This window comes from Arthrobacter sp. ISL-85, assembly GCF_018613675.1.
Classification (GTDB): domain Bacteria; phylum Actinomycetota; class Actinomycetes; order Actinomycetales; family Micrococcaceae; genus Arthrobacter.
On sequence record NZ_JAGGPQ010000007.1, the window covers coordinates 174,330 to 199,693 of the forward strand.

Sequence of the window (25,364 nt, forward strand, 5' to 3'; positions counted from 1 at the left end):
GCAAAGCAGGCGGCAGTCAGCCCTCCGCGGCGGCAGCCCGCACCTGGGCCTTGTCATGCTCGTCGTGGGCCTGACGGATCAGGTCCATGAACTCGGTTTCGTTCCGGACCAGCCGCTTGTACTTCTCCGGAAGCTTCCGGATCTGGTCCTCCTCCCGGACCATCTTCGCGAAGATCTTGTCCCGCTCCGCCATGTCGGTCTCGTAGTTGAGGTCAACGTACTCGGAAGCATGCCGCCGTGCCCCCGAGACGGCGTTCTTGGCCTTGCCCTTGGGGCTGAATACGGACGCCAGGATGGTAAGGACCAGCACGCCGAGGATCACACTGAGCGACAGGCCAGTGCTGACCTCCACCACGTTGACGTGCCCGCCGTCGTTGATGAACGGCAGGGTGTTCTCGTGCAGGGCGTGAAGGATGAGTTTCACACCGATGAAGCCCAGGATGACCGCCAGTCCGTAGGACAGGAAGATCAGCCTGTCCAGCAGGCCGTCGATCAGGAAGAACAGCTGCCGCAGGCCCATCAGCGAGAACGCGGTGGCCGTGAAAACGACGAAGACGTTCTGGGTCAGGCCGAAGATCGCCGGGATGGAGTCCAGGGCAAACAGGATGTCCGTGCCGCCAATGGCCACCATGACCAGCAGCATCGGCGTGAGGACCCGCTTGCCGTTCTCGATCGTGAAGAGCTTGTCGCCGTCGTAATGTTGGGAGGCCGGCAGGAGTTTCCTGGCAAGCCGGACCACCAGGCCGTCGGAGTCGTCGTCGTGGTTGTCCGGCTTGAGCAGGTTACCCGCCGTGACCAGCAGGATGAGCCCGAAGATGTAGAACACCCAGGCGAAACTGTTGATCAGCGCCGCGCCCAGGAAGATGAACGCTGTGCGCGCGATCAGCGAGAACACGATGCCGAACAGCAGGACCTTCTGCTGGTCCGCGCGGGGCACCTTGAAGCTGGCCATGATGATCAGGAAGACGAAAAGGTTGTCCACTGACAACGCCTTCTCCGTGACATAGCCGGCGAAGTACTCGGTGCCCATGTCGGGGCCGCCGAACAGCAGCACGACCAGCCCAAACACCACCGCGATGGTCACATAGATGGCGGACCAGGTGGCGGATTCCTTGAGGGAAGGGGTGTGGGCTTTGCGGACATGGAAGAAGAAGTCGAAGGCCAGCAGCCCGATGATTCCCGCGATGGTCAGGGTCCAGGCATAAGCAGGTACTTCCACGCGGCGGGCCTTTCGTCTGAGGGTCCTCCCAGCCTACCTAAGCGGGTTTCAGGAGTTCATGCTCCACGACGGCTGACCGGGACAGCGTCTTGTACCCTTCCTGCTCAAAGAGCACCGTGATGACGTCGTCCTCGTGCCGCATCACCAAGCCGGGGCCCCACTCCTTGTGGACCACCGTGGACTGCAGCGGGAATGGCTCGTCCGCTGCGGAAGCCGGCACCCCGCCGTCGGACGTCTTCTTGCCCCCGTGTGCCTTCCCCTGCTGCGCTCCGTCCTGCTGCGCCCCGTCCTGCTGCAAAACGGCAGAGGCACTGCACCCGTCACAGTTGCCGCAGGGCTCCGGGAGGTCTTCGGCAAAATAGCCCAGCAGGAACTGCCGGCGGCAGCCGTCCGTCTCGGCGTAGGCGCGCATCATGGTGAGCCTGGACTGGTCCACCCGCTGGCGGGCCTCGGCGAGTTCGACGGCGTCGCCCACCAGCGTGGTCAGCCTGGCTTTGGACGCCAGCCGGACTCCCCGCTTGCCAACGGCGACAGCACCGATTTCCTCCAACTGGTTCACCAACCCCGTGACGCGCCGGGGCTTGAAACCGGTCAACTCCGCAAGGGATGACTTTGGGGTGGCGGCGTGGGCCGCCTTGAGAGCCTTCAGCATGGCAAGGAGGGAATCCGGATCAGGAGAGTGGGTACCGAAGAATTTGCGCAGCCCCAGATCCTCCGAGCGGTAATGCAGCACGGCGGAGGCGGGTTCGCCGTCCCTGCCTGCCCGCCCGATTTCCTGGTAGTAGGCGTCCAGCGACTCCGGGATGTCAGCATGCACCACGAAGCGGACATTGGGCTTGTCGATGCCCATCCCGAAGGCAGTCGTGGCCACCACCACGTCCAGCTTGTCGTCCAGAAACAGCTCGTGGATGTGTTCCCGGTCCCCGGCGGAACGGCCAGCGTGGTAGGCTTCGGCGCGGAGCCCCTCCTTGGCCAGCTTGGCGGCGTATTTCTCCGTGTCCTTGCGGGTGGCAGCGTAGAGAAGTCCCTGCCCCTTACGGGCCAGATCGGCTACCTGCTCGAGCACGGCTTTGCGCTTGCCTTTGTCTTCGTGGTGCCGGACCACGTCAAGGCTGATGTTGGGCCGGTCGAAACCGCGCACCAGCACCAGGGGCTTTTTCATGCCGAGCCGCTCCACGATCTCGTCCCGCACCGGCGGGGAGGCGGTAGCGGTCAAGGCTGCCACGGGCGGGTTGCCCAGCTGGTCGCGGATGGTCCCCAGCGCGAGGTAGTCGGGGCGGAAGTCATGGCCCCAGGAAGAAACACAGTGAGCCTCGTCCACTACGAAGAGCGTGATGTTCAAGGCTTTGATCCGGTCCACGGTGGACTGCTTGGCCAGCTGTTCCGGGGCAAGGAAAATGAACACGGCCCTGCCGTCCTCAGCAGCCTGCCAGGAAGCTTCGACGTCGGCGTCGTTGTGGGAGGAGTTGATGGCCACGGCGGCGTCCGGTCCGAGAACCTGGGAAAGCCCGTCCAGCTGGTCCTCCTGCAGGGCAATCAGCGGTGAAACCACGACGGCGGGACGTCCCGTTGCCTTGTGCAGGTGCATGGCTGCCACCTGGTAGATGGCGGATTTGCCGTAGCCGGTGGGCATGACGGCCAGGACGTCGCGGCCGGCAGCAAGGGCTGCCATGCCGGCCAGTTGCCCATCCCGAAGGTCCGGCAGGTTGAAGGATGAAGCAGCAAGGGCCCGAAGGGCTGGTTCGTCGGACATGGATCGGGGCTCCGCACAGAAGAAAAAAGCAGCCGCTTGCTTGAGCCGTAGGAACCACCCTACGCCAGCCCCGCCCCGCCGTCGTAAACAGCCCCCTATGTGGAAAAGCGCCGGGCGGGAGCGCGCTGTGCCGGCACCGGCGCTCCCGCCCGTGAGTGCTGGGTTACGTGTCGATGGTGGACATATTGGGGTAGCGGGCGCCCGCAGTGGAACCCGCTGGTGCCAGCTGGTCCAGCAGCCGGAGCTCGTCCTGGGTCAGCTCCAACTCCACGGCACCCAGGTTCTCGCGCAGCCGTTCGCGCTTCTTGGTGCCCGGGATCGGGGCAATATGTTCCCCCTGCGCCAGAAGCCAGGCGAGGGCCAGCTGGCCGGGAGTGCACTGTTTCCGGTCGGCCAGCTCCTTGACCCGATCCACAAGTTCCAGGTTCCGGGTAAAGTTCTCGCCCTGGAACCGGGGGGAGTGCCTGCGGAAGTCGTCCTCTGCGAAGTCGTCCACGCTGCGGATCTGCCCGGTGAGGAAGCCGCGGCCCAGCGGGCTGTAAGGCACGAAGCCGATGCCCAGCTCCGCGAGCACGGGAAACACCTTGGTCTCGGGTTCCCGCTCCCACAGCGAGTACTCCGTCTGCAGCGCGGTGATGGGATGCACGGCGTGGGCCCGGCGGATGGTGTCTGCGGAGGCTTCGGACAGGCCCAGGTGCCGGACCTTCCCTGCCTGGACCAGTTCCGCCATGGCTCCGACTGTGTCCTCGATGGGCACCGTCTTATCCACCCGGTGCTGGTAATACAGGTCGATGTGGTCCACCCCCAGCCGCTGGAGGCTGGCGTCGCAGGCGGACCGGACGTATTCCGGGCGGCCGTTGATGCCCACCCAGGAACCGTCCTCGCGGCGTTCGTTGCCGAACTTGGTGGCGAGCACAACGTCCCCGCGGCGGCCGGCAATGGCACGGCCCACCAGCTTTTCGTTCGTGAAGGGGCCATACATGTCGGCGGTATCCAGCAGGGATCCGCCGGCGTCCAGGAACTCGTGGATGGTGGCAATGGACTCCTGCTCATCGCCGTCGCCGTAGAACTCGCTCATGCCCATGCAGCCAAGGCCAAGGGCGGAGACTGTCAGTTTTCCAATAGTGCGCGTTTTCATGCCGTTCTCCTCAACGGTAGAACTTGCCTGGGAACCGGCCGGCCTGCATGCCTGGAGCCGGGTGGTGCAGCGTTCGCCACTATAGGCGCTTCCCCTGTGAGCACTCCGGTAAACAAGGGGCTTACTACCCCTAGACCGCTTAGGGGGCCGTGCCTAGACTGGGCGAATCCCCACCCGGGAAACCGGTACCTGACCATGCCAAACATCAGGACGCACCATCTGGCCAGGACTGTTCCCCCGCGCGGGATGTCTCACCTACCCAGATCACGGCCGTCCCACCGGACGCCTGACTACAGGAGCGATAGATGACAGGGAACAAAGCCGTTGCCTACAAAGAAGCGGGCAAGGTCGAAATAATTGACATTGACTACCCCACGTTCGAACTCAAGGACGGGCCCGGGGTCAACCCCGCAAACGTGGGACGCCCGGTTAACCACGGGGTGATCCTCAAGACGGTGGCCACCAACATTTGCGGCTCGGACCAGCACATGGTCCGGGGACGCACCACAGCGCCGCCGGACCTGGTGCTTGGCCACGAAATTACCGGCGAAGTGGTGGAAGTGGGCCGCGACGTCGAATTCATCAAGGTGGGCGACCTCTGCTCGGTGCCGTTCAACATCGCCTGCGGCCGCTGCCGGAACTGCAAGGAGCGCAAGACCGGCATTTGCCTGAACGTGAATCCGGACCGTCCCGGCAGCGCGTACGGCTACGTGGACATGGGCGGCTGGGTGGGCGGCCAGGCCAACTATGTGCTGGTGCCGTACGCAGACTGGAACCTGCTGAAGTTCCCGGACAAGGACCGGGCCATGGAGAAGATCCTGGACCTGGCCATGCTCTCGGACATCTTCCCCACAGGGTTCCACGGTGCCACCACGGCAGGCGTGGGCGTGGGCTCCACCGTGTACATTGCCGGGGCCGGGCCGGTGGGCCTCGCAGCGGCCACCAGTGCGCATCTGCTGGGGGCCGCCGTCGTGATTGTGGGCGACATGAACGAGGGCCGGCTGGCGCAGGCGCGCAGCTTCGGCTGCGAAACGGTGGACCTGACCCAGGGCGAGCCGAAGGACCAGATCGAGCAGATCCTCGGCGTGCCGGAGGTCGACTGCGCTGTCGACGCGGTGGGTTTTGAAGCCCGCGGCCACGGCAAGGGAGCGCAGGAAGCACCCGCAACCGTGCTGAACACCCTAATGGACATCACCGCGGCAGGCGGAGCCCTGGGCATCCCCGGCCTGTACGTCACCGGTGATCCGGGCGGTATCGACGAAGCCGCCAAGAAGGGGTCCCTGAGCCTGAGCCTCGGCACCGGCTGGGCAAAGTCACTCAGTTTCACCACGGGGCAGTGCCCGGTCATGAAGTACAACCGGCAGCTGATGATGGCGATCCTGAATGACAGGGTCAACATCGCCAAGAACGTCAACGCCAAGGCAATCCCGCTTGAGGAGGCACCGAAGGGCTACGCGGAGTTCGACGCAGGCGCAGCCACCAAGTACGTCCTGAACCCGAACGGCTACCTGAGCTGAGGCGGCGGCGGGCGGGGATGCTGCCAAGGGCCCTTCGCTTGCGGAAATAAGTGGTGCCCGGGCCGGGTTAGGCTTTGCACGGTCAGCACCAATCGCAACTGAAGGAGTTCCCTTGAGCGACATCACCGTCCGCCATACCCCTGGGCGGGGACGCTTCGAGATTCTCGATGCCGGCAACGTGATCGGCAAGGCGGCGTACAAGGAGTACGACGGCGGGGAGTCGCCGCAGCGGATTTTTTACCACACCGTGATCAACGAGGAATATGGCGGTCAGGGCCTGGCCGGGCAGCTCGCCACGGCGGCCCTGGACAGCACGGTGGAGGACGGCGTCGGCATCGTCCCGGTGTGTCCGTTCATCAAGAAGTTCCTGGCCAAGCACCCGGAATACCTGGGCAGCGTGGTGGCTGTTGCACCGGCCCACCTCGAGTTTTTGGAGACTGCGCTGGCCGCGGGCACGCGCGCCTAAGCCTGTTTTCGACGCGAAAATCGATTCACGAGGCGCGGGCTACTTTTCGCGACTGAAATTCGGGGCGCGCAATGTATTTTGCGCCTCGATAACGGTTTTGTGCGTCGCACGAGACGGCCCGGCGGAACACCCCGCGAGCCTTCAGGAAGCTCCCAACCTCCGGTGATTTAATCAGCATCTGTCAGTGCGGCTCAACGTCGCGCTGACGTTTGTTTGTGATCGCCCAGGCGGGACAGGAGCCCTTGTATGTCCGTGCACCCCATGGTGCCCAAACCAGGCCGGGATGCTCCGTCGCCAGCACCGCCCAAGCCGTCTTCCGGCGGGATGCAGGGCAACAGAAGTCTGCTGATCCTGGCCCTTGCCGTGGTGCTGGTCATCGTTGGCACCATCACCCTGGCCGTGGTCCGGTCCGAGCCGCCGTCGGGCGCCGCTGTTCCCACGCAGCCGGGAGTGCCGGCGTCGCCTGTGGCGGCAGCCCCGGCGTCCTTGCAGGACAGCGTGGACAACATCCTCAGCGGAGCGGGCGAATACCGGATCGGGCTGGCGCTCGCCGACGTGTCCGGCGGTGCCGAGCGGACATTTGGCGATGAAAAAACCTTCACTGCAGCCAGCACGGCGAAAATCCTGACTGCAGCCGCCTACTACCACCTGGTGGAAAGCGGCAAGGCGAGCCTGGACGATCCCATGGGCGACTACGACGCAGCTTTCCAGCTCAAAGCCATGGTCAACGACAGCAATAACGATTCCTGGCTGCTCCTGATGGACGCCGTGGGCTACCCGCAGCTGACTGCCTATGCGGCGTCCATTGGCATCACGTACGACCCCGAACAAAACCTCCTGACCGCCGCGGACATGGCGCTGATCCTGAAGAAGTTGTACGCGGGGGAGCTCCTGGACAAGGAGAACACGGAGCAGCTGCTGAGCTACATGCAGGACACCAACAACGAGGAGCTCATCCCCGCCGGGTCGCGCTCCGGAGTGGACGTGCACCACAAGTACGGGGAGGTGTCCGGCGAGCTGCACGACGCCGCGCTCCTGAGTTACCGCGGTTCGACGTTCGCGCTGGTGATCTACACGGAGAACCCGGAGGGCGTACCGGACGACAGGCAGGCCGAGGTGATCCGGGACCTTACCCGGGCAGTCGAGGACGCACTGTTCCCGGTGGGACTGACGGGCAAGTAGCGAACACCACACCACGCTGAGAGTCCGACAAGTCGTCCCCGGTGGCCGCTGTGGGCCACACTGTTACCGTGAGCAACAACCCCCGGACTGCCTTGGCCGTCGCCGGCCTCAGCCTGGGCACGGCACTGAACCCGCTTAACTCCTCAATGATCGCCGTGGCCCTGGTGGTGCTGCGCGCGGACTTCGGGCTCGACGTTGCGGCCGTCACCTGGGTGGTTACCTCCTTCTACCTGGCCTCCGCCGCGGGGCAGCCCGTCATGGGCAGGCTGGCCGACAGGTTTGGGCCACGGCGAATGTTCCTCCTGGGCATGGGGCTGGTGGCCGTTACCTGCGCGTTGGCTCCGCTGGCCCCGAACTTCGCGCTGCTCTGCGTGGCACGGGCCGTCATGGCCCTGGGCACAGCCACCGCGTATCCCAGCGCCGTGGTGATGGTGGGGGCGCTCGCGCACCAGGCCAAGGTGGACACGGCGCGTCCCCTGGGCCGGCTGCAAATGGCCAACACGTCCGCAGCGGCGGTGGGTCCCGTCGTCGGCGGCTTGCTGGTGGGCCTTGCTGGCTGGCAGTGGCTGTTCCTGATCAACGTCCCGCTGTCGCTGGCGGCCCTGCTGATCGTGCGGAAGGCCGCGCCGCCGGACAAGGTCCGGGAGCATGGCAATGTGGCGGAACTGGTGCGGGACTCCGACGTCCCGGGCATCGCCGCGTTCATCGGTGCACTGCTGCTGGTCATGATGGCCGCACTGAACGTGGCGCCGGACTACCGCTGGCTGATGCTTGCCGGTGGAACCGTGATCGCAGCGCTGTTTGCCTGGCGCGAGCTGCGCTTCGCCAAGCCGTTCCTGGACCTGCGGCTGCTGGGCCGGAACAGGCCGCTGATGCTGGTGTACCTGGCCTTCGCCGTGTTCAGCAGCGTTTACTACTTCGTCTTCTTCGGCCTGCCGCAGCTGCTGCAGGAAGCGGGCGGCTACGATCCCGGCGTGGTGGGCCTGCTGATGCTGCCGCTGGCCGGCATGTCCGTGGTAGCCACCCCATGGGCAGTCTCCGCCATGGGAAGGTTCGGCGTCCGGCGGGTGCTGCTTGCCGGCGTCGTCCTCTTGACGGTGGTGGCGGCCCTCATGTGGCTGCTGACCGGCACACTGGCCATCCCTTTCGTGGTGGTCCTGACAGCCCTGATGGGCATCCCCTACGGAACCGTGAGCATCGCCTCCAACCAGGGCATGTTCGTGTCCACCCGGCCGCAGGACCGGGGCGTCGCTGCCGGCATCTACCAGACCTGCCGCTACGTGGGCGCGATTACCGCCACCGTCATGATCGGTGTTTTCGCGTCCGGCGGCGTGCACCAGGACAGCTGGGTGCGGATGGTCGTGGCCATGCTGATCCTCTGTGTGGTGACGTTCGGGATTTCCGTGTTCTGGCGGCCGCAGCAGGCGTAGCCGCACCCCTGGAAGGGTCCGGGGGAGCGTGCCATGCTGGCCAGATGGGAAACATGATGACTGTGGGTAACGCTGAAACGTCCGTCCATGCGTACGTCAGTGACCCAGCCGGAACTCCAAGGGGCGGGCTGGTTGTGGTCCATGAAGTGTGGGGGCTGGTGGAGCACACCAAGAACGTGGCAGACCGCTTCGCGGCGGAGGGATACCTTGTGGTCGCCCCGGACCTGCTGTCCGGAGCCGGGGGCACCGCGGACCTCACCGGAGAGTTGCAGGAGGCGGCCTTCGATCCCCAACAGCGCAGCAATGCCCAGCCGCGGTTGCGCAAGCACATGGCCCCGATGCGTTCACCCGAATACGCCAAGCATGCCGTCGCCGTCCTACGCGCGTGTTTTGACCATTTGGAAGGCGTGCCCGGACTGGCCGGGCGCGTAGCCGCCACAGGCTTCTGCCTGGGCGGGACGTACACTTTCTCGTTGGCCGTTGCCGAGCCCCGGCTGCGCGCCGCCGTCCCGTTCTACGGGCATGCCGAGTTCCGTGACGCGGAGCTTCAGGCCATCAACTGCCCGGTCCTGGCGTTCTACGGGGAGCAGGACGCAGCCCTCATGGAGGAGCTGCCCGGGTTGAAGTCACGGATGCGCGCAGCAGGCGTGGACTTCGAGGCCGTCGTGTATCCAAGCACCGGCCATGCCTTTTTCAACGACACCAACAGGTACACCTATAACGCTGAAGCAGCCACCGACGCCTGGACCCGTACGCTCGCCTTCCTGGAGCGCGGCCTCACTGCCAAGCTGTCCACTATGCGAGATGGTAGTCCTGCATAGTGAGATGGCCGCGTAGATTGGCGGCATGGACAGGGCACACACGATTCCCCCTTTCGTTGACTGGGACTGGTGCAGGGGACGGGCGGAAGGCATAGTCCTGGTTGACTCGCGCTGGTATCTCGACGGCAGGTCCGGTTGGGAGGCGTACCGCCGCGGCCACCTGCCCGGCGCCGTCTTCATCGACCTGGACCGTTGGCTGTCTGGCCCAGCGTCCCCTGGGTCAGGCAGGCACCCACTGCCGGATCCGGCCACATTCGAAGACGGGATGCGCAACGCGGGTATCAACAATGCGGACACCGTAGTGGTGTATGACGACGCTGGCGGGGTGATCGCCGCGAGGCTCGTGTGGATGCTGCGCGCCACCGGCCATGCCGCGGCCATCCTCGACGGCGGGATGGCCGCGTACCCGGGCACCTGCGAAACAGACCTTCCGGACAGGCTGCCCGGAGACTTCCTGGCAAAACCCTGGCCGCCTGGGCTCCTGGCAGACATCATGGAAACCTGCGGCGGCGGTTCCGTGGTGGTGGACGCCCGGAACCGGGACCGGTTTGAGGGCAAACAGGACCCCGTGGACCCGCGTCCCGGGCATATCCCGGATGCCGTGAACGTCCCATGCCGGGCAAACCTCGATCCTGCCGGCCAGCTGTTGCCCGGGCAGGAGCTCAGAAAGAACTTTGCCCTTGCCGGCATCACTTCAGCCGAAGGCACCATCACCTATTGCGGTTCAGGCGTGACCGCCTGCCACAATCTGCTGGTCATGGAGCACCTGGGGTTGGGGCATGGCCGGCTGTTCGTTGGCGGCTGGTCCCAGTACGGCCTCGCGTCCCACCTGCCAGTGGAGGTTGGGGCCTAGCGACGCGAGGCGCCCACCCTGCTAGCCAGGACCGCCGGTGACGGGTGTGACCCGGACGCGCGCGATCCGGAGCCTGTCCATGCTGAGTACCGCCAGGACATACCCGGGGACCTGCACCCGGTCACCGGTGCGGGGCAGGCGGCCCAGGCGGTCCATCATGAACCCGGCCACGGTCTCGTAGTGGCCCTCCGGGAGGGCAATTCCGGTGGCCGCATCGAACTCCTGCAGGATCAGGCCGCCGTCCACATCGATGAACCCGTCGGCCACGTTGACCCGGTCCTCGTGCTCCGCACCCGTGTCGTACTCGTCGTAAATCTCGCCCACCAGTTCCTCCACGAGGTCCTCGAGCGTGACCAGGCCGTCGGTGCCGCCGTATTCGTCCACCACCAGGACGATGTGCTGGCTGGTCTTGCGCATACGGGAAAGCGACGGCAGCACACGGTTGGTTCCGGGCATGGCAAGGATTTCCCGGGCAATGTCCCTGACCGGCGTCCGGTCCTGCACCTCGTCCCGGGGCATCAGGTCCCGGATGTGCACGAAGCCCAGGACGTCGTCCGGGGACCTGCCAATCACCGGGAACCGGGAATACGGGCCGTCCCTGACCATCCTGCGGGCGTCGGCAATGCTCATGGCGCCGTCAATGAAGGTCACATCCGTCCGGGGACGCATCACCTCCTGCAGCGTCCGGTCACCGGCTCCGAAGACGTCGGAGACAATGTTCCGGCTGCTCTCTTCGAGCAGCTCGCTTTCCGCCACCATGTCCCAGAGCTCCTCCGAACTGATGGCCTCCCGCCGGGCGTGCGGGTCGCCACCAAGGAGCCTGACCACGGCATCGGTGGATACGGAGAGGATCCAGATGACGGGCCGCATGACGTGCGAGAAGGTGATCAGCGGCGGGGCAAGCACCTTGGTGAACGGGACGGGACGTTGCAGCGCCAGCCGCTTGGGGGCAAGCTCAGCCAGGACCAGGGACAGGTAGGCCACCAGCAGGGTCATCCCGATGAAGGACACAGGCCCGGCCGCCGCACCCAGCCCGAGGGTTTCGAGGAGGGGGACGACGTCGGGGGCGATCGCCGAGGCGCCATACGCCGCAGAGAAAAACCCGGACAGGGTCACCCCGATCTGGACAGTGGAGAGGAACCGGTTGGGGTTGCGCGCCAGGGCTGCAGTCCGGGCGCCCGTTTCGCCGGACTTCTCGATGCGGCGCACCTGGCTCTCGCGCAGGGACACCAGGGCCATCTCCGCCGCCGCGAACACCCCGCCCAGCAGTACGAAACCGAGAACCAACGCGATATTGAGCAGGGCGCCGCTGTCCATGACACGACTTTACCGATCCGCGGATCGATTGGCGCGTGTCGGCGCAGCGTCAGGAGCCGGCAGAACGCGGCCGGACCCGAAGAGCCTGCATGCCGCCGTCCACTGCCAGGTCCACCCCGGTGGTTGACCCGGACAGTGGGCTGGCAAGGTAAAGGACAGCTGCCGCAACTTCCTCCGGGGAGACCAGCCGGCCGTGCGGCTGGCGTGCCTCCAGCGCCGCCCGTTCCGCTGCGGGATCCGGTGCGGTGGCAAGGAGCCGGCCGATCCAGGGAGTGTCAGCAGTCCCCGGGTTCACGCAGTTGACCCTGATTCCCTCCTGCAGGTGGTCGGCGGCCATGGCCAGGGTGAGCGACAACACCGCACCCTTGGTTGCGCTGTACAGTGCGCGCTGGGGGAGTCCGGCGGTGGCTGCAATGGAGCACGTGTTGACGATGGCCGCGTGGCTGGACCGGCGCAGGTACGGCAGGGCAGCCCTTGAGACGCGGACCATGCCCAGCACGTTGATCTCGAACACCCGGTGCCACTCGTCGTCGTCATTTACCTCGATGGTGCCCTGCGCACCTACCCCGGCATTGTTGACCACGACGTCGAGCCCGCCGAGCTGCTCCGCAGCCTCTTCTACGGCCTGGCGGACGGAGGCGTCGTCGGAGACGTCGCAGTGGATGGCTTTCACTCCCGCCGGCGCCTGGTCGGGGTTGAGGTCCAGGACGGCGACGTCAGCCCCGCGCTCCTGGAGCAGTTCCGCCGTCGCGGCCCCGATCCCCGAGGCTCCGCCGGTGATAATTGCCTTGATTCCTGCAAACTCCATTGTTTGGTCCTTTCGTTGTTAGCCCTGGAAGAATTCCTGGCGCTGGCGGCCCAGTCCCGCCACTTCAAGTTCGACGACGTCCCCGGCCTTCAGGTAAGGGAAACGTCCGGACAGGGCTACTCCCTCCGGCGTGCCCGTGCAGATCAAGTCTCCCGGCTCAAGGACCAGGAACTGGCTCAGGTCATAAATCACTTGCTCTACACCGAAGATCAGGTCACGTGTGGAGGAGTCCTGGCGGATTTCACCGTTCACCCAGCTGCGCAGTTGCAGGTTCGCTGCATCCACCTCGTCCGGAGTCACGAGGTACGGGCCGGTAGGACAAAACCCTGCGCAGCTCTTTCCCTTGGACCACTGGCCGCCGGATACCTCCAGCTGGAACGTGCGCTCGGAGAGGTCATTCACCGTGACGAAACCGGCGACGTGGTCCAGGGCCTGGGCGGGGGATTCCAGGTATGAGGCACGCCGGCCGATGACCACGCCCAGTTCCACTTCCCAGTCGGTCTTCGTGGAACCACGCGGAATTGCCACCGCGTCGAACGGCCCGGCCACAGTGTTGGGGGCCTTATGGAAGATGATGGGCACGGATGGGGGCGCAGAGCCGGATTCTGCGGCGTGGGCGGCATAGTTCATGCCCACGCAGATGACGGAGGAGGGCCTGGCGATCGGCGCCCCAATCCGGGTACCGTCGACGCCGACTTCGGCCAGTTCGCCTGCGGCGAGTGCTGCTGCCGCCCGTCCTGGCCCGTCGGATTCCCAGAAGTCGGCGTCGATGTCCGGCGCCACCCGCTCCAGGGAGTAGTACTTCTTTTCGTGCAGCAGGGCGGGGATTTCCTTGCCTGCGGCACCTATGCGTGCGAATTGCATTCGTGTCTTCTTTTCTTGGTCGGAGGTGGGTCGTCTGTCAGCTGATCAGTCCACGGTCCCGGAGGTCAGCCCACAGCTGGTCAGGGACGGTCTGCGAGGCCAGGTCCAGGTTTTGCTTCACCTGGGCAGGCGTCCGCATGCCGAGGACAACGCTCGTCACGGCCGGGTTTTGGTAGGGGTAGTGAAGCGCTGCAGCCGGAAGGGTGGTCCCGTGCGATTCGCAAATATCCGCCAGCAGGTTTGCCCTGTCCAGCAGTTCCTGCGGCGCGGGTGCGTAGTTGTACGTGGCGTTTGCGGCGGGCCGCTCCTTTGACAGCAACCCGGAATTGAAGACGCCCACATTCACCACGCCGACTCCGCGTGCCAGGCATGCCGGGAGCAGGTCCTCAGCCGCGTCTTGCTCGAGCAGTGTGTACCTGCCGGCGAGCATGACCACGTCGATGTCCGTCTCGGTGACAAACCGGTGGAGCATCTCCGATTGGTTCATGCCCGCTCCCCAGGCTCCGATCACGCCTTCGTCGCGCAGCGCGGACAGCGTGGGGGCGGCGTCTTCAACGGCCTCGGTCCAGTAGTCGTCAGGGTCGTGGATATAGACAATGTCGATCCGGTCGGTACGCAGCCGCTGCAGGCTCTCCTCGATGGAGCGCAGTACCCCGTCTCGTGAGTAGTCGCGAACCCGGTGCAGGTCGTCGGGTACGTCGAAGCCCTCAGCGTCCTTGCCCTGGGGCGACGGGTTGGGCCGCAGCAGCCGTCCAATCTTCGTGCTGAGCACATAGCTGTCGCGGTCTTTCCCTGCCAGCGCGGCCCCAAGACGGCGTTCAGAGAGGCCCAGTCCGTAGTGTGGCGCCGTGTCGAAGTACCGGATGCCACCCTCCCAGGCCGCCGTGACGGCATCGAGCGCTTCCTGCTCCGGCACCTGACGGTACAGGTTGCCGAGGGGTGCTCCGCCGAAGCCGAGCACCGGCAGCTGGACATCGGTGCCGGGGATGGTGCGGGTTTCTGCTTGCATGTTTAATCAGTCTCCTGGTTCGTGGCTGTCTGTCCCGGGGTCACCTGCAGCCTGTAGATGCGGGCCGCGGTTCCGTGTGCAACTGCGCGGCGCTCGCCGTCGGACGCGCCGGTCATCGCCTGTTCCACGGTGGCGATCCAGTCCTGGTAAGCAGCCGGGGTTGTGAGGGAGACGGGGCAGTCGCTGCCGATCATGCAGCGGTCAGCCCCGAAAAGGTGCAGTGTTTCCTGAATGTACGGCGCTGCCTGCGGCGCCAGCGGCCGGTTGCGGTCCGCTTCCGCGCCGGCCCCGGAAATTTTGACGACGACGTTGGGGCGCCGGGCAAGTTCCCGCATGCCGCTGCTCCAAGCCGTGACCTCTCCACTGGCGATGGGTGGCTTGGCCATGTGGTCCAGCACGATCATCAGCTCCGGCGTCCTGTCCGCGAATTCCGCCAGGATGGCAAGTTGCCCGGCCCGAACGCAGGCGTCGAAAACCAGCCCGGCCATGGCCACCTGCCGGGCCCCGGCCAGCGTCGCCGGGGCAAGCAGGAAAGATGCGTCCCGGTCCTGGAAGAGCTGCCGCACGCCGCGGACCAACGGCCGCTCCAGCAACTGGCCAAGGTCCTGGGAGACTGCATCCCCGCGGCTGATGGGCGCGAAAGCCACAATCCCTGCCAGCTGGGGCCAGCTCCTGCCGAGGCCCGACACCCAGTCCACTTCCTTCAAGGCTTGGTCGTCCCGGCAGTCAGCCTGGACGAATACGGCTGCCCGGGTATTGCCCGCCGTATGGGGAAGGTCCGCGGGCAGGAAGGCCCTGTTCAGTACGGGCGCATCAGCCAGCCAGGCGTAGTCGAGCACTGCAGGGTCCCAGACGTGGACATGGGAGTCGATGACTTGCAATGAAGGCGCCCCCCTCACGCCGTGCCGTCGGGCCGGACGCCGATGGTCAGCAGCAGGTTTGCATAGTGCCGGGTGTCCCCGCTGGCAATGACGACGGCGACATTCAGCGAGCGCGCGGCGTCGTAGAACTCGAAGCGCTGGTGGGAGGTAATCGGGACCTTCGGGCCAAGGGTGCCTTCGTAGCCCTTGACGGCCTCCGTCCAGTTCCCGTCCGGAGGAGTCATGACCGCTGCTGCTTCCAGAGGCACGGCATCGACCAGTACTTCGAGGATCTGGTCGATGGTCAGCAGGCCGGGCCGCAAGTTCAGCGCGATGCGCCGGGCGGATGCAGGTGCTCCCGTGTTGTGCGGGTAGTTGGCATCAGCAATGAGGATTTGGGAGCCGTGGCCGGATTCGGCAAGTGCAGCCAGCAGGCCCGGGTGGGTGAGGGTGTAGTTGATCATGCCTCGGCCTCCTGCCGTGCGCTCGCAAAGGCGATCCGGCCCGGCACGTTGCCGGCCCGCCAGGTCTGTTCCGCCCTGCCGGAATCCGTTCCCGCCCAGTAACTGCCCCAGGGGAAGGCGAACTCCTGCAGAGTCTGCTCCTTGAGTTCGGCGGAGTATCCGGGATTTGACGGCACTACGTAGGCGCCGTCCCTGATGATGCATGGGTCGACGAAATGCTCGTGCAAGTGGTCCACATACTCCGTCACCCGACCCGTAAGGTCACCCGAGATGGCAATGAAGTCGAAGATGGACAGGTGCTGGACCAGCTCGCACAGCCCCACGCCGCCGGCGTGGGGGCACACCGGGATGTTGAACTTGGCGGCCATCAGCTGGACAGCGAGTGCTTCGTTGACGCTGGCAAGCCGGCAGGCGTCCAGCTGGCAGTAGTCGATAGCGCCGGCCTGGAAGAGCTGCTTGAAGAGCACGCGGTTCATGCCGTGTTCGCCGGTGGCCACCCCGATTGGCTGGACTGCCCTGCGGATTTCGGCGTGACCCAGGATATCGTCCGGGCTGGTGGGTTCCTCAATCCACAGCGGATTGAACTCGGAAAGTTGCTTGATCCAGTCGATGGCCTGCGGGACATCCCATACCTGGTTCGCGTCGATCATAAGTTTGCCGTCCGGGCCGATGACGTCCCGGGCGATACCGAGGCGGCGGATGTCGTCCTCCAAGGATGCACCAACTTTGAGCTTGATGTGGCGGTAGCCCTGGTCCACTGCCTCCTGGCAAAGCCGCCGGAGCTTTTCGTCGGAGTACCCCAGCCACCCCGCGGATGTGGTGTAGCACGGGTAGCCGGTGTGGGTCAGCTGCCGGATGCGCTCCTCCCGGCTCGGCGCAAGACGGGCCAACAGGCCCAGTGCCTCTTCCCGCGTCAGGGCGTCGGAGAGATAGGTCAGGTCAGCGGCGTCGACGATTTGCTCCGGTGTCATGTCCACGAGGAACCGCCACAAGGGTTTACCCGCCCTTCGTGCGGCGAGGTCCCAGACAGCGTTCATCACGGCTCCGAGGGCGAGGTGCTCCACCCCCTTGTCCGGCCCGAGCCAGCGGAGCTGGGAGTCGCGCTTCAGATCCCGGTAAGTTTCCCCGAGGTTCCCGGCAATACGGTCGGCGTCCTGTCCAATAAGGGGGCGGGCCCGCAGCTCCATGGCCGCCGCGCACACTTCATTGCCGCGGCCAATGGTGAAGGTGAACCCGCAACCATACACGGCCGGGTCGTCCGTCCTGAGCACAATGTACGCAGCTGAGTAGTCGGCGTCCTGGTTCATGGCATCTGAGCCGTCTGCGGACAGCGAGGTGGGAAACCGCACGTCAAATACGTCAAATCCGGTGATGTGTGGCAAGGTGAGCCCTCCAGGTTCAGGCTATGAAGACGACGCTCCAGCAACGATGCGAGCATCATCTGATGTATTTGGAAGTATTTGATGAGAATATAGGAAACGCATGCTTTTTCCAAGCAATACATCAGATGAAAGTGGATTTTCGTGGCGGGAACCCGCTGACGAACACAATGAAGGGCAGTAGCGATGGTCAACGGCGCACCCAATGGTTCTATGTCCCAGACCGATGTGGTGATCACGGGCGTGAAGCGGATGCTGTCCTCCCGCCGGCTCCGGCCCGGGGACCGCCTGCCGATCGAGAAGGACCTGGCCGCAGAGCTGCAGGTATCACGGGGCTCACTCCGGGAGGGTGTGCGCGCCCTCTCCACCATGGGCATCCTGGAAACCAGGCAAGGGGCCGGAACTTTCGTGACCAGGCTGGAACCGGCAGCCCTCCTGTCCGCCATGGAATTCTGGGTGGGCCTGCAGGACGGCGAACGGGCGAACCAGGTCCATACGGTCCGCAGGGCGTTGGAGACTGAGGCGGCTGCCGCGGCGGCCATCTGCATTGGGAAAGACCAGCTGGACCAGGCTGAACTCATCCTCGAGCGCGCCCATTCGGCGATCCATGCGGCCCCTGTCCAGCATGAAGCGGCGATGCAGTGCGACTTGGAGTTTCACCGGTTAATCGCCGAGGCGTCCGCCAACCACGTGCTGTCCGCGTTGATCGAGACCGTATCCACGAACACCGTCAGGGGGCGCATGTGGCGGTCCATCCATGACAACGAGGGCCTGCTGGCTACGCATCGCGAACACCTCGGCATTCTGGAGGCGCTGCGCCGCCATGACGTGGACCGGGCCAGGACGCGGATGGCCAACCACCTGTACGCGGTGGAGGACTACGTGACGGCCATCCCTGAACCGGACCTTGACGGGCAGGTGGGGAGCCCGGCGGCTGTACCCGGTCGTGGGGAAAGCGCGATTTAGCCGCGATTCGTCTGATCTTGTTGCTGAAAAAGCCTTAACAGCTCGACTAAAAAGGCCTTTTGGTTCAGATTTTCGAATAAAGATCTGATGATTCCTTGACTTACCGAGATCTCCGGGTTCATTCTGTTGGGGCGAGGGTTGCGCACATCACAACCGTCAGGCCACGAGTACGTCGCCGGCAACCCTCGTCCCCAGCCATGAAAGGACGTTGATCGTGTCGAACAACCGCGTTACTCACCGACTGCTGACAGCGGCAGCTGTGGCAGCCCTCGCTGCCGGAACCTTGAGCGCTTGCGGGTCAAGCGCAGGTTCGTCATCGGACGGGGGCAAGGAAGCCTCCTCGATGTACACGTGGATCACCAATGAGAATGACCGCGCCCAATGGCAGGCGTTCGTGGACGCGGCCAAGAAAAAGGATCCGGCGTTCAACCTCACGCTGGAAGGCCCGAGCTTCAATGATTACTGGACCAAGGTGAAGACCAGGCTGTCCAGTTCCGGGGCGCCGTGCATCATCACCACGCAGGCGGCCCGGGCGCAGGAGCTCAAGGACCTCACGGTTCCGCTGGACGACCTCGCCAAGAGCAACAACATCGACATATCCATGTACAACAAGGCAATGATTGACGGCCTGACCGTGGACGGCACCCTCCGTGGCATCCCCTACGACGCCGAGCCCGTGGTGCTCTATTACAACAAGGACCTGCTGGCGGCGGCAGGTGTGAAAGAGCCCGGCACCAAGTACACCACCAGCCAGTTTGCCTCGGATTTGAAGGCCCTGACCAAGGACGGCGTTTCCGGCCTGGCGATTCCGCCGGGCTTTGGTTCCGGCCCCGGGCTTCCCATGGCCTTCGCCGACGGCAATGAGCCCGTCAAGGACGGGAAGCTGGATCTAACGAACAGCGGCCTTGTAGCGGATCAGCAGTTCGCCTTTGACTTGGCCGCGAAGGAGAAAGTGGGCACAGCTCCGCAATCGTCCGACGGCACCGACGTTCCGGAACAGCAGTTCATGAGCGGCAAGGCCGCAATGATCATCGACGGCCCCTGGATGTACGACACGCTGACCACCAAGACACAGGGCAAGGTCGGCATCGCCGTCGTCCCCTCAAAATCGGGGGACAGCATCGGCATGATCCAGGGTTCCGCTTTCGCCATTGCCGCGTCCTGCAAGGATAAGGAGGCGGCATTCAAGAACATCATGAAGATCACCACTCCCGAGGTAGTCGGGGCGGTCGGGGCAGCGCGCGGGACCGTGCCTTCCGTGGAATCCGCCCTGAAGGACTGGGCCGGAACCAAGCCCGCGGCCGACGTTGAGGTAGTGAAGGCCCTCCTGGCGAGCGGCCGGCCGTTGGTCACCACCCCGAGCTGGAACCAGGTGGAAACAACCTTCAGCCAGTACTCCAGTGAGGGTTTCCGGGGCAGCAAGTCCGCCCAGGACATTCTCTCCACCATCACGAACTCAGCCAAGTAATCCTCCCGGGGCACGTTCCCCGCCCGGAGCCGCCCCGCTCATGGAATAGGTCAACGATGACTGCCTTACCGACGCTAGCCGTAAAGAACGCAAAGAAGCCCGCCGGAGTTACCGGCCACGGAAAGCTCGCCGCGCTGTATCTCGCCCCAGGGATGCTTGGGTTCTTCATCTTTATCGTGGTGCCGCTCATTGCCTCCCTGGTGATCAGCCTGTTCGACTGGCCACTGTTCGGCACGCCGAAATTCGTGGGGCTGGACAACTACATCCGGATGCTCAGCGGCGATCCCGTGTTCTGGACAGTCCTGGGCAACACGCTGTTCTTCGCGGTCTGCTACACGGTGCTCAACCTCGTCCTGGCGCTGGGTTTGTCAACCTGGCTGCACAGCCTGGGGAGCTGGGGCCCATTCTTCCGCGTCCTCTTCTTCGTCCCGGTTGTGACGCCGATGGTGGCAAACGCGCTGGTGTGGCGGCTGATGCTTACCGATGACGGCGTCGTGAACAGCTTCCTGGCCAACTTCGGCATTGCCGGCCCGTCCTGGCTCAGTGACAGCCAGTTGGCCATGGGCTCGCTGATTGCCATGTCCGTGTGGCAGGGCGTCGGCTACAACATCATCGTCCTCGGCGCGGGGCTCAACGGGATCTCGCCCAACCTGCTGGAAGCAGCCCGCATTGACGGTGCGGGAGCGTGGCAACGTTTCTTCCGGGTGGTATTGCCGATGCTGTCGCCGTCGCTCTTCTTCTGCACGGTGATGACCATCATTGGATCCTTCAAGGTCTTCACCCAGCCATACCTGCTCACTCTGGGCGGCCCTGGTGAATCCACCAATACCATCGTGCTCTACCTGTACCGCAACGGTTTTTCCTTCGACAAGCTCGGCTACGCATCGGCCCTGGCGTGGGCGCTCTTTGTGATCGTCATGCTTATCACCGCACTGCAGTTCTCCCAGCAGAAGAGGTTGGTCAACTATGACAACTGAGACCATGGCCAAGGGCGCCGCTCCGAACGCCAGCGCCCTGAAACGCCAACCCCCGGCACGCCGCAGGAAGATGCGGCCGGGCACCTACGTCAGCAGGCTTGCCATAATCCTTGCGGGCCTTGTCTTCTTCTTTCCGTTCCTCTGGATGGTCGCCACCTCCCTGAAGCCGACATCCGAGGTCTTCTCCACCGGTGCAAGCTTCCTGGCTTCCCGCATCGAATGGTCCAACTATGTTGCTGCATGGACTGCCATTCCCTTCGCGCAGGTCATCGCCAACAGCTTCCTGGTGTCCATTGCCGGCGCGGCCCTGACCACCGTGGTGTCACTGCTGTCCGCGTATGCCTTCGCACGGCTGCAGTTCAAGCATCGCGACAAGCTGTTCCTTGTTTTCCTTGGCACGCTGGTGCTGCCGCAGGAAGTCCTGGTCATCCCGCTCTACATCATGATGAACAAGCTGGAATTGATAAATTCGCTTCCGGCGCTCATCGTTCCGTTCGCTTTCGGGGCTTTCGGGGCCTTCCTGATCCGGCAGTTCCTGCTCTCCCTCCCGGTCGAATTCGAAGAAGCCGCCCGGATCGACGGCGCCGGCTCCATCCGGATCCTGTGGAGCGTCATCCTGCCGCTGGTCCGCGCACCGCTCGCGGTGGTGGCTGTCTTTAGCTTCATCGATTACTGGAGCAGCTTCCTGTGGCCCCTGATCGTCATCAATGACGTCTCGCAGGCCACGATTCCGCTCGGCCTGTCCATGTTCTCCGGCGAACGCGGAACTGACTGGGGGCCACTGATGGCCGCCGCCACCGTAGCTGTGATCCCCAGCCTGTTGGTGGTAATCCTCCTGCAGCGCCAGCTGGTCAAGGGTGTCAGCATGGGCGGCTTCGGCGGCCGCTGACGGTCCCGTGCCCAGATCTCCCCATACCCCCGAGCAATCCCAAATCCAAGAACGACAGATCACAAGAATTGGAGCAGTGCAGCATGAGCGACGCTACGGCCACCCCTGAAGAATGGAACCAGCTGTCCCGGCCCGTCCCTGAGTGGTTCCAGAACGCGCCCTTCGGCATCTTCATCCACTGGGGTGCGTACTCGGTCCCCGCCTGGGCGGAACCCATCGGCGCCCTGGGCACCATCGAGGACCGGGAGTGGTTTACGCACAACCCCTACGCGGAGTGGTACTACAACACCATCCGCATTGACGGCAGCCCCGCGCAGCAGCACCACCAGGATGTCTTCGGAGGCGAGGACTACGACGCCTTCCTGGACCAATGGAAGGCAGAACAGTTTGATCCGGCGGACTGGGTGGAGCTGTTCAAATTTGCCGGTGCCGATTACGTGGTTCCGACCACGAAGCACCATGACGGCATTGCGCTCTGGGACGCTCCGGGAACAGGGGAGCGGAACACGGTCCACCGCGGACCGCGCAGGGACCTGATCGGCGAAATCGCCCGGGCCGTGGATGACAAGGGCCTGAAGCTGGGCCTGTACTATTCCGGCGGATTGGACTGGCATGTGCGCCCCTTCCCGCCGCACGTCACCAGCGAAAGTGTCCACGACACTTCCCGCCCCAAGGACGCCGGCTACGCCGAATACGCCTACAACCATGTGGTGGACCTGGTGGACAAATACCGGCCAGATGTCCTGTGGAACGACATTGAATGGCCCGACGCCGGCAAGCACTTTGGCGAGCACGGGCTCGGAAAGTTGTTCGAGCACTTCTATTCGATCAACCCACAGGGTGTGGTGAACGACCGTTGGGGCGACACCCACAAGGACTATGCCACCAGCGAGTATGAAGCCGCCCGGGAGCACGAGTCCGAATCCGAGTGGGAGAACTGCAGGGGCATCGGATTCTCCTTCGGCTACAACCAGGTGGAAGGTCCGGAGCAATCGTTGACCGGCCAGCAGTTGGCCCGCCACCTGACAGACGTGGTCTCCCGCGGCGGCCACTTCCTGTTGAACGTCGGCCCGCGGGCGGACGGCACCATCCCGGAAATCCAGCGCCAGGCCCTGACCGACCTCGGCCGCTGGATGACCACGGCCAAGCAGTACCTGGTGGGGGCCCGTCCGCTTGAAGACGCCCCGGCAGGCAACGACGAGGACAGCTGGGTCCGATGGGTGGACCGGGGCTCGGAAATCGTAGCCTTCGTTGATGCGCTTGCCGGGGGTGCCGAGGCCACTTTGAAGCTGGACGCGGACAAGCTCTCCTTGGCGCAGGCCTCGATGGAAGGTGCCGGCGGAACCGTCGAGGCGCGCGACGGTGCACTCAAGGTGACGCTGTCGCCGGACCGTCCCGGCCCGGTCATCGTCCGCATCCCCAAGCCGTAGGACCCGAAGGACCTCACGCGACCGCGGCCGTCCCACCAAAGGGGGCGGCCGCCGTCGTGCCCCTGGTGTTATGTGTACATCAGGGACCCCGGCGTGGTGAGCTTTTCGCCGGTTTCCAGCCAGGTCTTCAGGCCGGAGAGGATCATCGGCCAGCCGCCGTAGAGCTGTTCGTTGGCGCCCTCGCGCAGGTCGCTATGGGTGACGGTGAGGTGGCAGGAATCGCCCACGGGTTCGATTTCCCAGGTGATCCTGGACGTGCCCTCGGCCTTGACGTCCTCGCCCCACAAGGCGCGCATGGTCTGGACCAGCCGTCGCGGCGGGTCCACTTCCAGGTTCTCGCCTTCGCCGAGGATCTGCCCTGCCTTCGGATTGCCCATTTCGAAGCGGCCGCCGGGCGTCCAGTCTGCCTCGAGCGTATTGCCGAACTGGTACTTGCTGCGGATATCGCTGTCCGTGATGGCTTCCCAGAGCCGTTCGGGCGTGGTCTTGATGTAAATCTCGAAGATCTTTTCCATGGGACTTTCCAATCTGGATTTGAGGTCGCTGAGGGCAGCGGCCCATGGCTGTGCGTATTTGCTGACCCAGCGGTCGTGGACCAGGCGGATGGGGACCGGATTCAGGAAGTGCAGCTTTTCCCGTCCCCGACGGCGGCTCACCACGAGTCCTGCGTCCTCCAGGATGCGGAGGTGCTTGGCGATCCCGAACCGGGACATGCTGAACCGTGCTTCAAGCGCACTCAGGCTCTGACCGTCCTCGCGGAACAGCTCATCGAGCAGGTCCCTGCGGGTGGGGTCGGAGAGTGCTTTGAACACGTCGTCCATGCCTTAATGATAGGTGACTAAATGGTCACCTATCAAGGGTTTCCGGTCAGTTCCTGGAGGCCAGGTTCCGGTCCCGCTCCTCAAACACCTCATCGCCCGGCCCGGTGAAGGCGCGAGAACGTTCCACGGCCTCGATGGAGCCGGTGAACAGCTGGGATTCGTGCGGGTCCGCCAGGGAAGCAGCCGCCGGCCCGGGCGAACCCATCCCCCGCAGTGGTGCCTTGCGCCGGGTGGCCGTGCCGCCGTCGTCCGCTGCCTGGGCCCAGCGCTGGTGCGGCAACGCCTGCGGATGGTTCTGCTGGAGGAACGTGACCATGGTTTCGCGGACCAGGCAGCGCAGGTCGAAGAGTGCGGCGCTGTCCGCCGCGCTGACCAGGATGCGGACGCGGACAAAGCCTCCGGTGGCATCCGTAATCTGCAGGACGCCGACGCGCTCATCCCACAACTCGGTACCGGCCAGGGCCCGCCGGAGCTCGGCGCGCATGTCCTCCACCGGGGCACGCCAGTCGAGGTCGAACTCCACTGTGCCCATCACTTCTGACTGGCGGCGCGTCCAGTTCTCGAAGGGGGTGGTGGTGAAGTAGGTGGAGGGCAGGATCAGCCGGCGGTCGTCCCAAAGATGGACCACCACGTAGGTCAGGGTGATCTCCTCGATCCTGCCCCATTCCTTCAGGACAACCACCACGTCATCCACGCGGATGGCGTCGGTGAACGCCAGCTGCATGCCTGCAAAGACATTGACCAGGGACGTCTGCGCGGCAAGGCCTGCCACGATGGAGATCACGCCCGCGGACGCCAGCAGCCCGGCCCCCAGTGCCTGGATGGCGGGGAAGGTCAGCATTGCCGTGCCGACGGCGAGCACCACCACCAGCGCCACGGCGATCCGGCGGGCCAGGATCATCTGCGTGCGCAGCCTCCGCGCCCTCCGGTTGTCCGCCACGTCCACGCTGTGCCGGGTCAGCACCACCGCCTCGACGATCAGCAGGACCGCGATGGCCAGCCATGCCAACGCGCCGATCATGGCAAGCAGCAGGAGATGGTCGACGCCGGCGTGCCAGCTTTCCCCGCCGGCAGTCAGTGCCAGCGCGGCCCGGACGCCCACCAGGCACAGTGCCAGCCGCAGCGGCTGGCGGGCCACCCGGGAGGTGGCCTGCAGCTCGGGCCGTTTCCGGTTGAGCCTCAGGACGGTCTTGCGGAGCAGCCAGGACAGGGCAAGGCCGGCCACCACCGCCAGGGCCATGGCGATGAAGGGCAGGGCAGGATTCAGGACGTCTAGCATCTGTTAACCTCTATCAAGCTTCTGCCGGGGTCCGAAAATCGGTGTACTGCCGTGGAACGTCCGCGGTCGCGGCGGAATTGGTCGCCAGGATGTCAACCGATGGGTAGCCTTGGGCGCATGCAGAAGATATCGATCGACGCGCTGGCCCGGCAGCAGCTCGAGGCGGCGGTGGCCTCCACTAACGGCCGCGCTGCGGACACGGTGTACGGCGGCCACGAAAAGATCCTCCGGCAGTCCGTGATGGCCATGAAGGCCGGAACCCAATTGAGCGAGCACCAGAACCCCGGCGATGCGACGGTCTTCGTAATCCAGGGCTGCGTCAGCCTCAAGGCCGGCGGCGAGTCCTGGCAGGGCAAGGCCGGCGACCTGCTGATCGTCCCGCCCGGCCTGCACAGCCTTCATGCCGACGAGGACTCCACGTTCCTGTTCACGGTGGCCAAGTACCGGAACTGAA

Annotated in this window: 24 protein-coding genes; 12 read left to right on the plus strand and 12 right to left on the minus strand. The window is 64.8% G+C overall.

Going from position 1 to position 25,364, the window contains the following annotated elements; genetic code table 11:
* Window positions 1–16: 16 nt before the first annotated feature.
* The 3 genes from J7I84_RS06500 to J7I84_RS06510 form a co-directional block, all read right to left on the minus strand.
* Window positions 17–1,219, minus strand: coding sequence for a TerC family protein (locus tag J7I84_RS06500; RefSeq protein WP_214942230.1), 1,203 nt, complete (start codon window positions 1,217–1,219; stop codon window positions 17–19).
* A 37-nt stretch (window positions 1,220–1,256) separates the two neighbouring features.
* Window positions 1,257–2,972, minus strand: coding sequence for an ATP-dependent DNA helicase RecQ (locus J7I84_RS06505; RefSeq protein WP_214942232.1), 1,716 nt, complete (start codon window positions 2,970–2,972; stop codon window positions 1,257–1,259).
* A gap of 163 nt (window positions 2,973–3,135) precedes the next feature.
* A complete protein-coding gene (locus tag J7I84_RS06510; protein WP_214942235.1) occupies window positions 3,136–4,110 on the minus strand; it encodes an aldo/keto reductase in 975 nt (324 codons plus the stop codon).
* Between the two features lie 305 nt (window positions 4,111–4,415).
* Between J7I84_RS06510 and fdhA the strand changes: the two genes are divergently transcribed.
* The 6 genes from fdhA to J7I84_RS06540 all read left to right on the plus strand — a co-directional run bounded on the left by fdhA (window position 4,416) and on the right by J7I84_RS06540 (window position 10,379).
* A complete protein-coding gene (fdhA, locus tag J7I84_RS06515) occupies window positions 4,416–5,627 on the plus strand; it encodes a formaldehyde dehydrogenase, glutathione-independent (protein ID WP_214942237.1) in 1,212 nt (403 codons plus the stop codon).
* Window positions 5,628–5,739: 112 nt separating this feature from the next.
* Window positions 5,740–6,093 carry a GNAT family N-acetyltransferase gene (locus J7I84_RS06520; protein WP_214942240.1) on the plus strand — a complete coding sequence of 118 codons (354 nt, stop codon included), beginning with the start codon at window positions 5,740–5,742 and terminating at the stop codon, window positions 6,091–6,093.
* 246 nt (window positions 6,094–6,339) lie between these two features.
* Complete coding sequence (locus tag J7I84_RS06525; protein WP_214942243.1) at window positions 6,340–7,275, plus strand: serine hydrolase; 936 nt, start codon at window positions 6,340–6,342, stop codon at window positions 7,273–7,275.
* 68 nt (window positions 7,276–7,343) lie between these two features.
* Complete coding sequence (locus J7I84_RS06530; RefSeq protein ID WP_214942246.1) at window positions 7,344–8,705, plus strand: MFS transporter; 1,362 nt, start codon at window positions 7,344–7,346, stop codon at window positions 8,703–8,705.
* A 44-nt stretch (window positions 8,706–8,749) separates the two neighbouring features.
* Entirely contained in the window at window positions 8,750–9,526 is a 777-nt protein-coding gene (locus tag J7I84_RS06535) for a dienelactone hydrolase family protein (RefSeq protein ID WP_214942249.1), read from the plus strand.
* Between the two features lie 25 nt (window positions 9,527–9,551).
* Window positions 9,552–10,379 (plus strand): sulfurtransferase, encoded by an 828-nt coding sequence (locus J7I84_RS06540; protein WP_214942252.1) that lies wholly within the window; start codon window positions 9,552–9,554, stop codon window positions 10,377–10,379.
* 21 nt (window positions 10,380–10,400) lie between these two features.
* Here J7I84_RS06540 and J7I84_RS06545 read toward each other — a convergent pair whose 3' ends face one another.
* From J7I84_RS06545 to J7I84_RS06575, 7 genes are read right to left on the minus strand one after another with little or no spacing between them, the layout of a single operon-like run.
* Window positions 10,401–11,696 (minus strand): hemolysin family protein, encoded by a 1,296-nt coding sequence (locus J7I84_RS06545; protein WP_214942255.1) that lies wholly within the window; start codon window positions 11,694–11,696, stop codon window positions 10,401–10,403.
* A 49-nt stretch (window positions 11,697–11,745) separates the two neighbouring features.
* The gene (locus tag J7I84_RS06550) at window positions 11,746–12,504 is read right to left on the minus strand and encodes an SDR family NAD(P)-dependent oxidoreductase (RefSeq protein ID WP_214942258.1); all 759 of its coding nucleotides are present in this window, start codon (window positions 12,502–12,504) and stop codon (window positions 11,746–11,748) included.
* A gap of 18 nt (window positions 12,505–12,522) precedes the next feature.
* Complete coding sequence (locus J7I84_RS06555; protein ID WP_214942261.1) at window positions 12,523–13,368, minus strand: fumarylacetoacetate hydrolase family protein; 846 nt, start codon at window positions 13,366–13,368, stop codon at window positions 12,523–12,525.
* Window positions 13,369–13,405: 37 nt separating this feature from the next.
* Window positions 13,406–14,377 carry an aldo/keto reductase gene (locus J7I84_RS06560; protein WP_214942264.1) on the minus strand — a complete coding sequence of 324 codons (972 nt, stop codon included), beginning with the start codon at window positions 14,375–14,377 and terminating at the stop codon, window positions 13,406–13,408.
* Window positions 14,378–14,379: 2 nt separating this feature from the next.
* Window positions 14,380–15,258, minus strand: a complete 879-nt coding sequence (locus tag J7I84_RS06565; RefSeq protein WP_214942267.1) for an amidohydrolase — start codon at window positions 15,256–15,258, stop codon at window positions 14,380–14,382.
* A gap of 14 nt (window positions 15,259–15,272) precedes the next feature.
* Window positions 15,273–15,701, minus strand: a complete 429-nt coding sequence (locus J7I84_RS06570; protein WP_214942270.1) for an RbsD/FucU family protein — start codon at window positions 15,699–15,701, stop codon at window positions 15,273–15,275.
* Window positions 15,698–17,083: an L-fuconate dehydratase gene (locus J7I84_RS06575; RefSeq protein WP_214942273.1), complete on the minus strand. Its 1,386-nt coding sequence runs from the start codon at window positions 17,081–17,083 to the stop codon at window positions 15,698–15,700. Before J7I84_RS06575 ends, J7I84_RS06570 begins: the two co-directional genes overlap by 4 nt.
* 210 nt (window positions 17,084–17,293) lie before the next feature.
* On the opposite strand from J7I84_RS06575, the gene J7I84_RS06580 reads away from it, so the two are divergent.
* The 5 genes from J7I84_RS06580 to J7I84_RS06600 all read left to right on the plus strand — a co-directional run bounded on the left by J7I84_RS06580 (window position 17,294) and on the right by J7I84_RS06600 (window position 22,810).
* The gene (locus J7I84_RS06580; protein WP_251046197.1) at window positions 17,294–18,046 is read left to right on the plus strand and encodes a FadR/GntR family transcriptional regulator; all 753 of its coding nucleotides are present in this window, start codon (window positions 17,294–17,296) and stop codon (window positions 18,044–18,046) included.
* Between the two features lie 214 nt (window positions 18,047–18,260).
* Window positions 18,261–19,514 carry an extracellular solute-binding protein gene (locus J7I84_RS06585; protein ID WP_311381084.1) on the plus strand — a complete coding sequence of 418 codons (1,254 nt, stop codon included), beginning with the start codon at window positions 18,261–18,263 and terminating at the stop codon, window positions 19,512–19,514.
* Window positions 19,515–19,570: 56 nt separating this feature from the next.
* Window positions 19,571–20,491: a carbohydrate ABC transporter permease gene (locus tag J7I84_RS06590; RefSeq protein ID WP_251046198.1), complete on the plus strand. Its 921-nt coding sequence runs from the start codon at window positions 19,571–19,573 to the stop codon at window positions 20,489–20,491.
* Complete coding sequence (locus J7I84_RS06595; protein WP_214942279.1) at window positions 20,481–21,380, plus strand: carbohydrate ABC transporter permease; 900 nt, start codon at window positions 20,481–20,483, stop codon at window positions 21,378–21,380. Before J7I84_RS06590 ends, J7I84_RS06595 begins: the two co-directional genes overlap by 11 nt.
* Window positions 21,381–21,463: 83 nt before the next feature.
* A complete protein-coding gene (locus J7I84_RS06600; protein WP_214942282.1) occupies window positions 21,464–22,810 on the plus strand; it encodes an alpha-L-fucosidase in 1,347 nt (448 codons plus the stop codon).
* Between the two features lie 68 nt (window positions 22,811–22,878).
* On the opposite strand, the gene J7I84_RS06605 is transcribed toward J7I84_RS06600, so the two are convergent.
* Together J7I84_RS06605 and J7I84_RS06610 are read right to left on the minus strand one after the other, a co-directional pair.
* Complete coding sequence (locus J7I84_RS06605) at window positions 22,879–23,631, minus strand: metalloregulator ArsR/SmtB family transcription factor (protein WP_214942285.1); 753 nt, start codon at window positions 23,629–23,631, stop codon at window positions 22,879–22,881.
* A gap of 46 nt (window positions 23,632–23,677) precedes the next feature.
* Window positions 23,678–24,910 (minus strand): mechanosensitive ion channel family protein, encoded by a 1,233-nt coding sequence (locus tag J7I84_RS06610; RefSeq protein WP_251046199.1) that lies wholly within the window; start codon window positions 24,908–24,910, stop codon window positions 23,678–23,680.
* 117 nt (window positions 24,911–25,027) lie between these two features.
* Between J7I84_RS06610 and J7I84_RS06615 the strand changes: the two genes are divergently transcribed.
* A complete protein-coding gene (locus J7I84_RS06615; protein WP_214942288.1) occupies window positions 25,028–25,363 on the plus strand; it encodes a cupin domain-containing protein in 336 nt (111 codons plus the stop codon).
* Window position 25,364 lies beyond the last annotated feature (1 nt).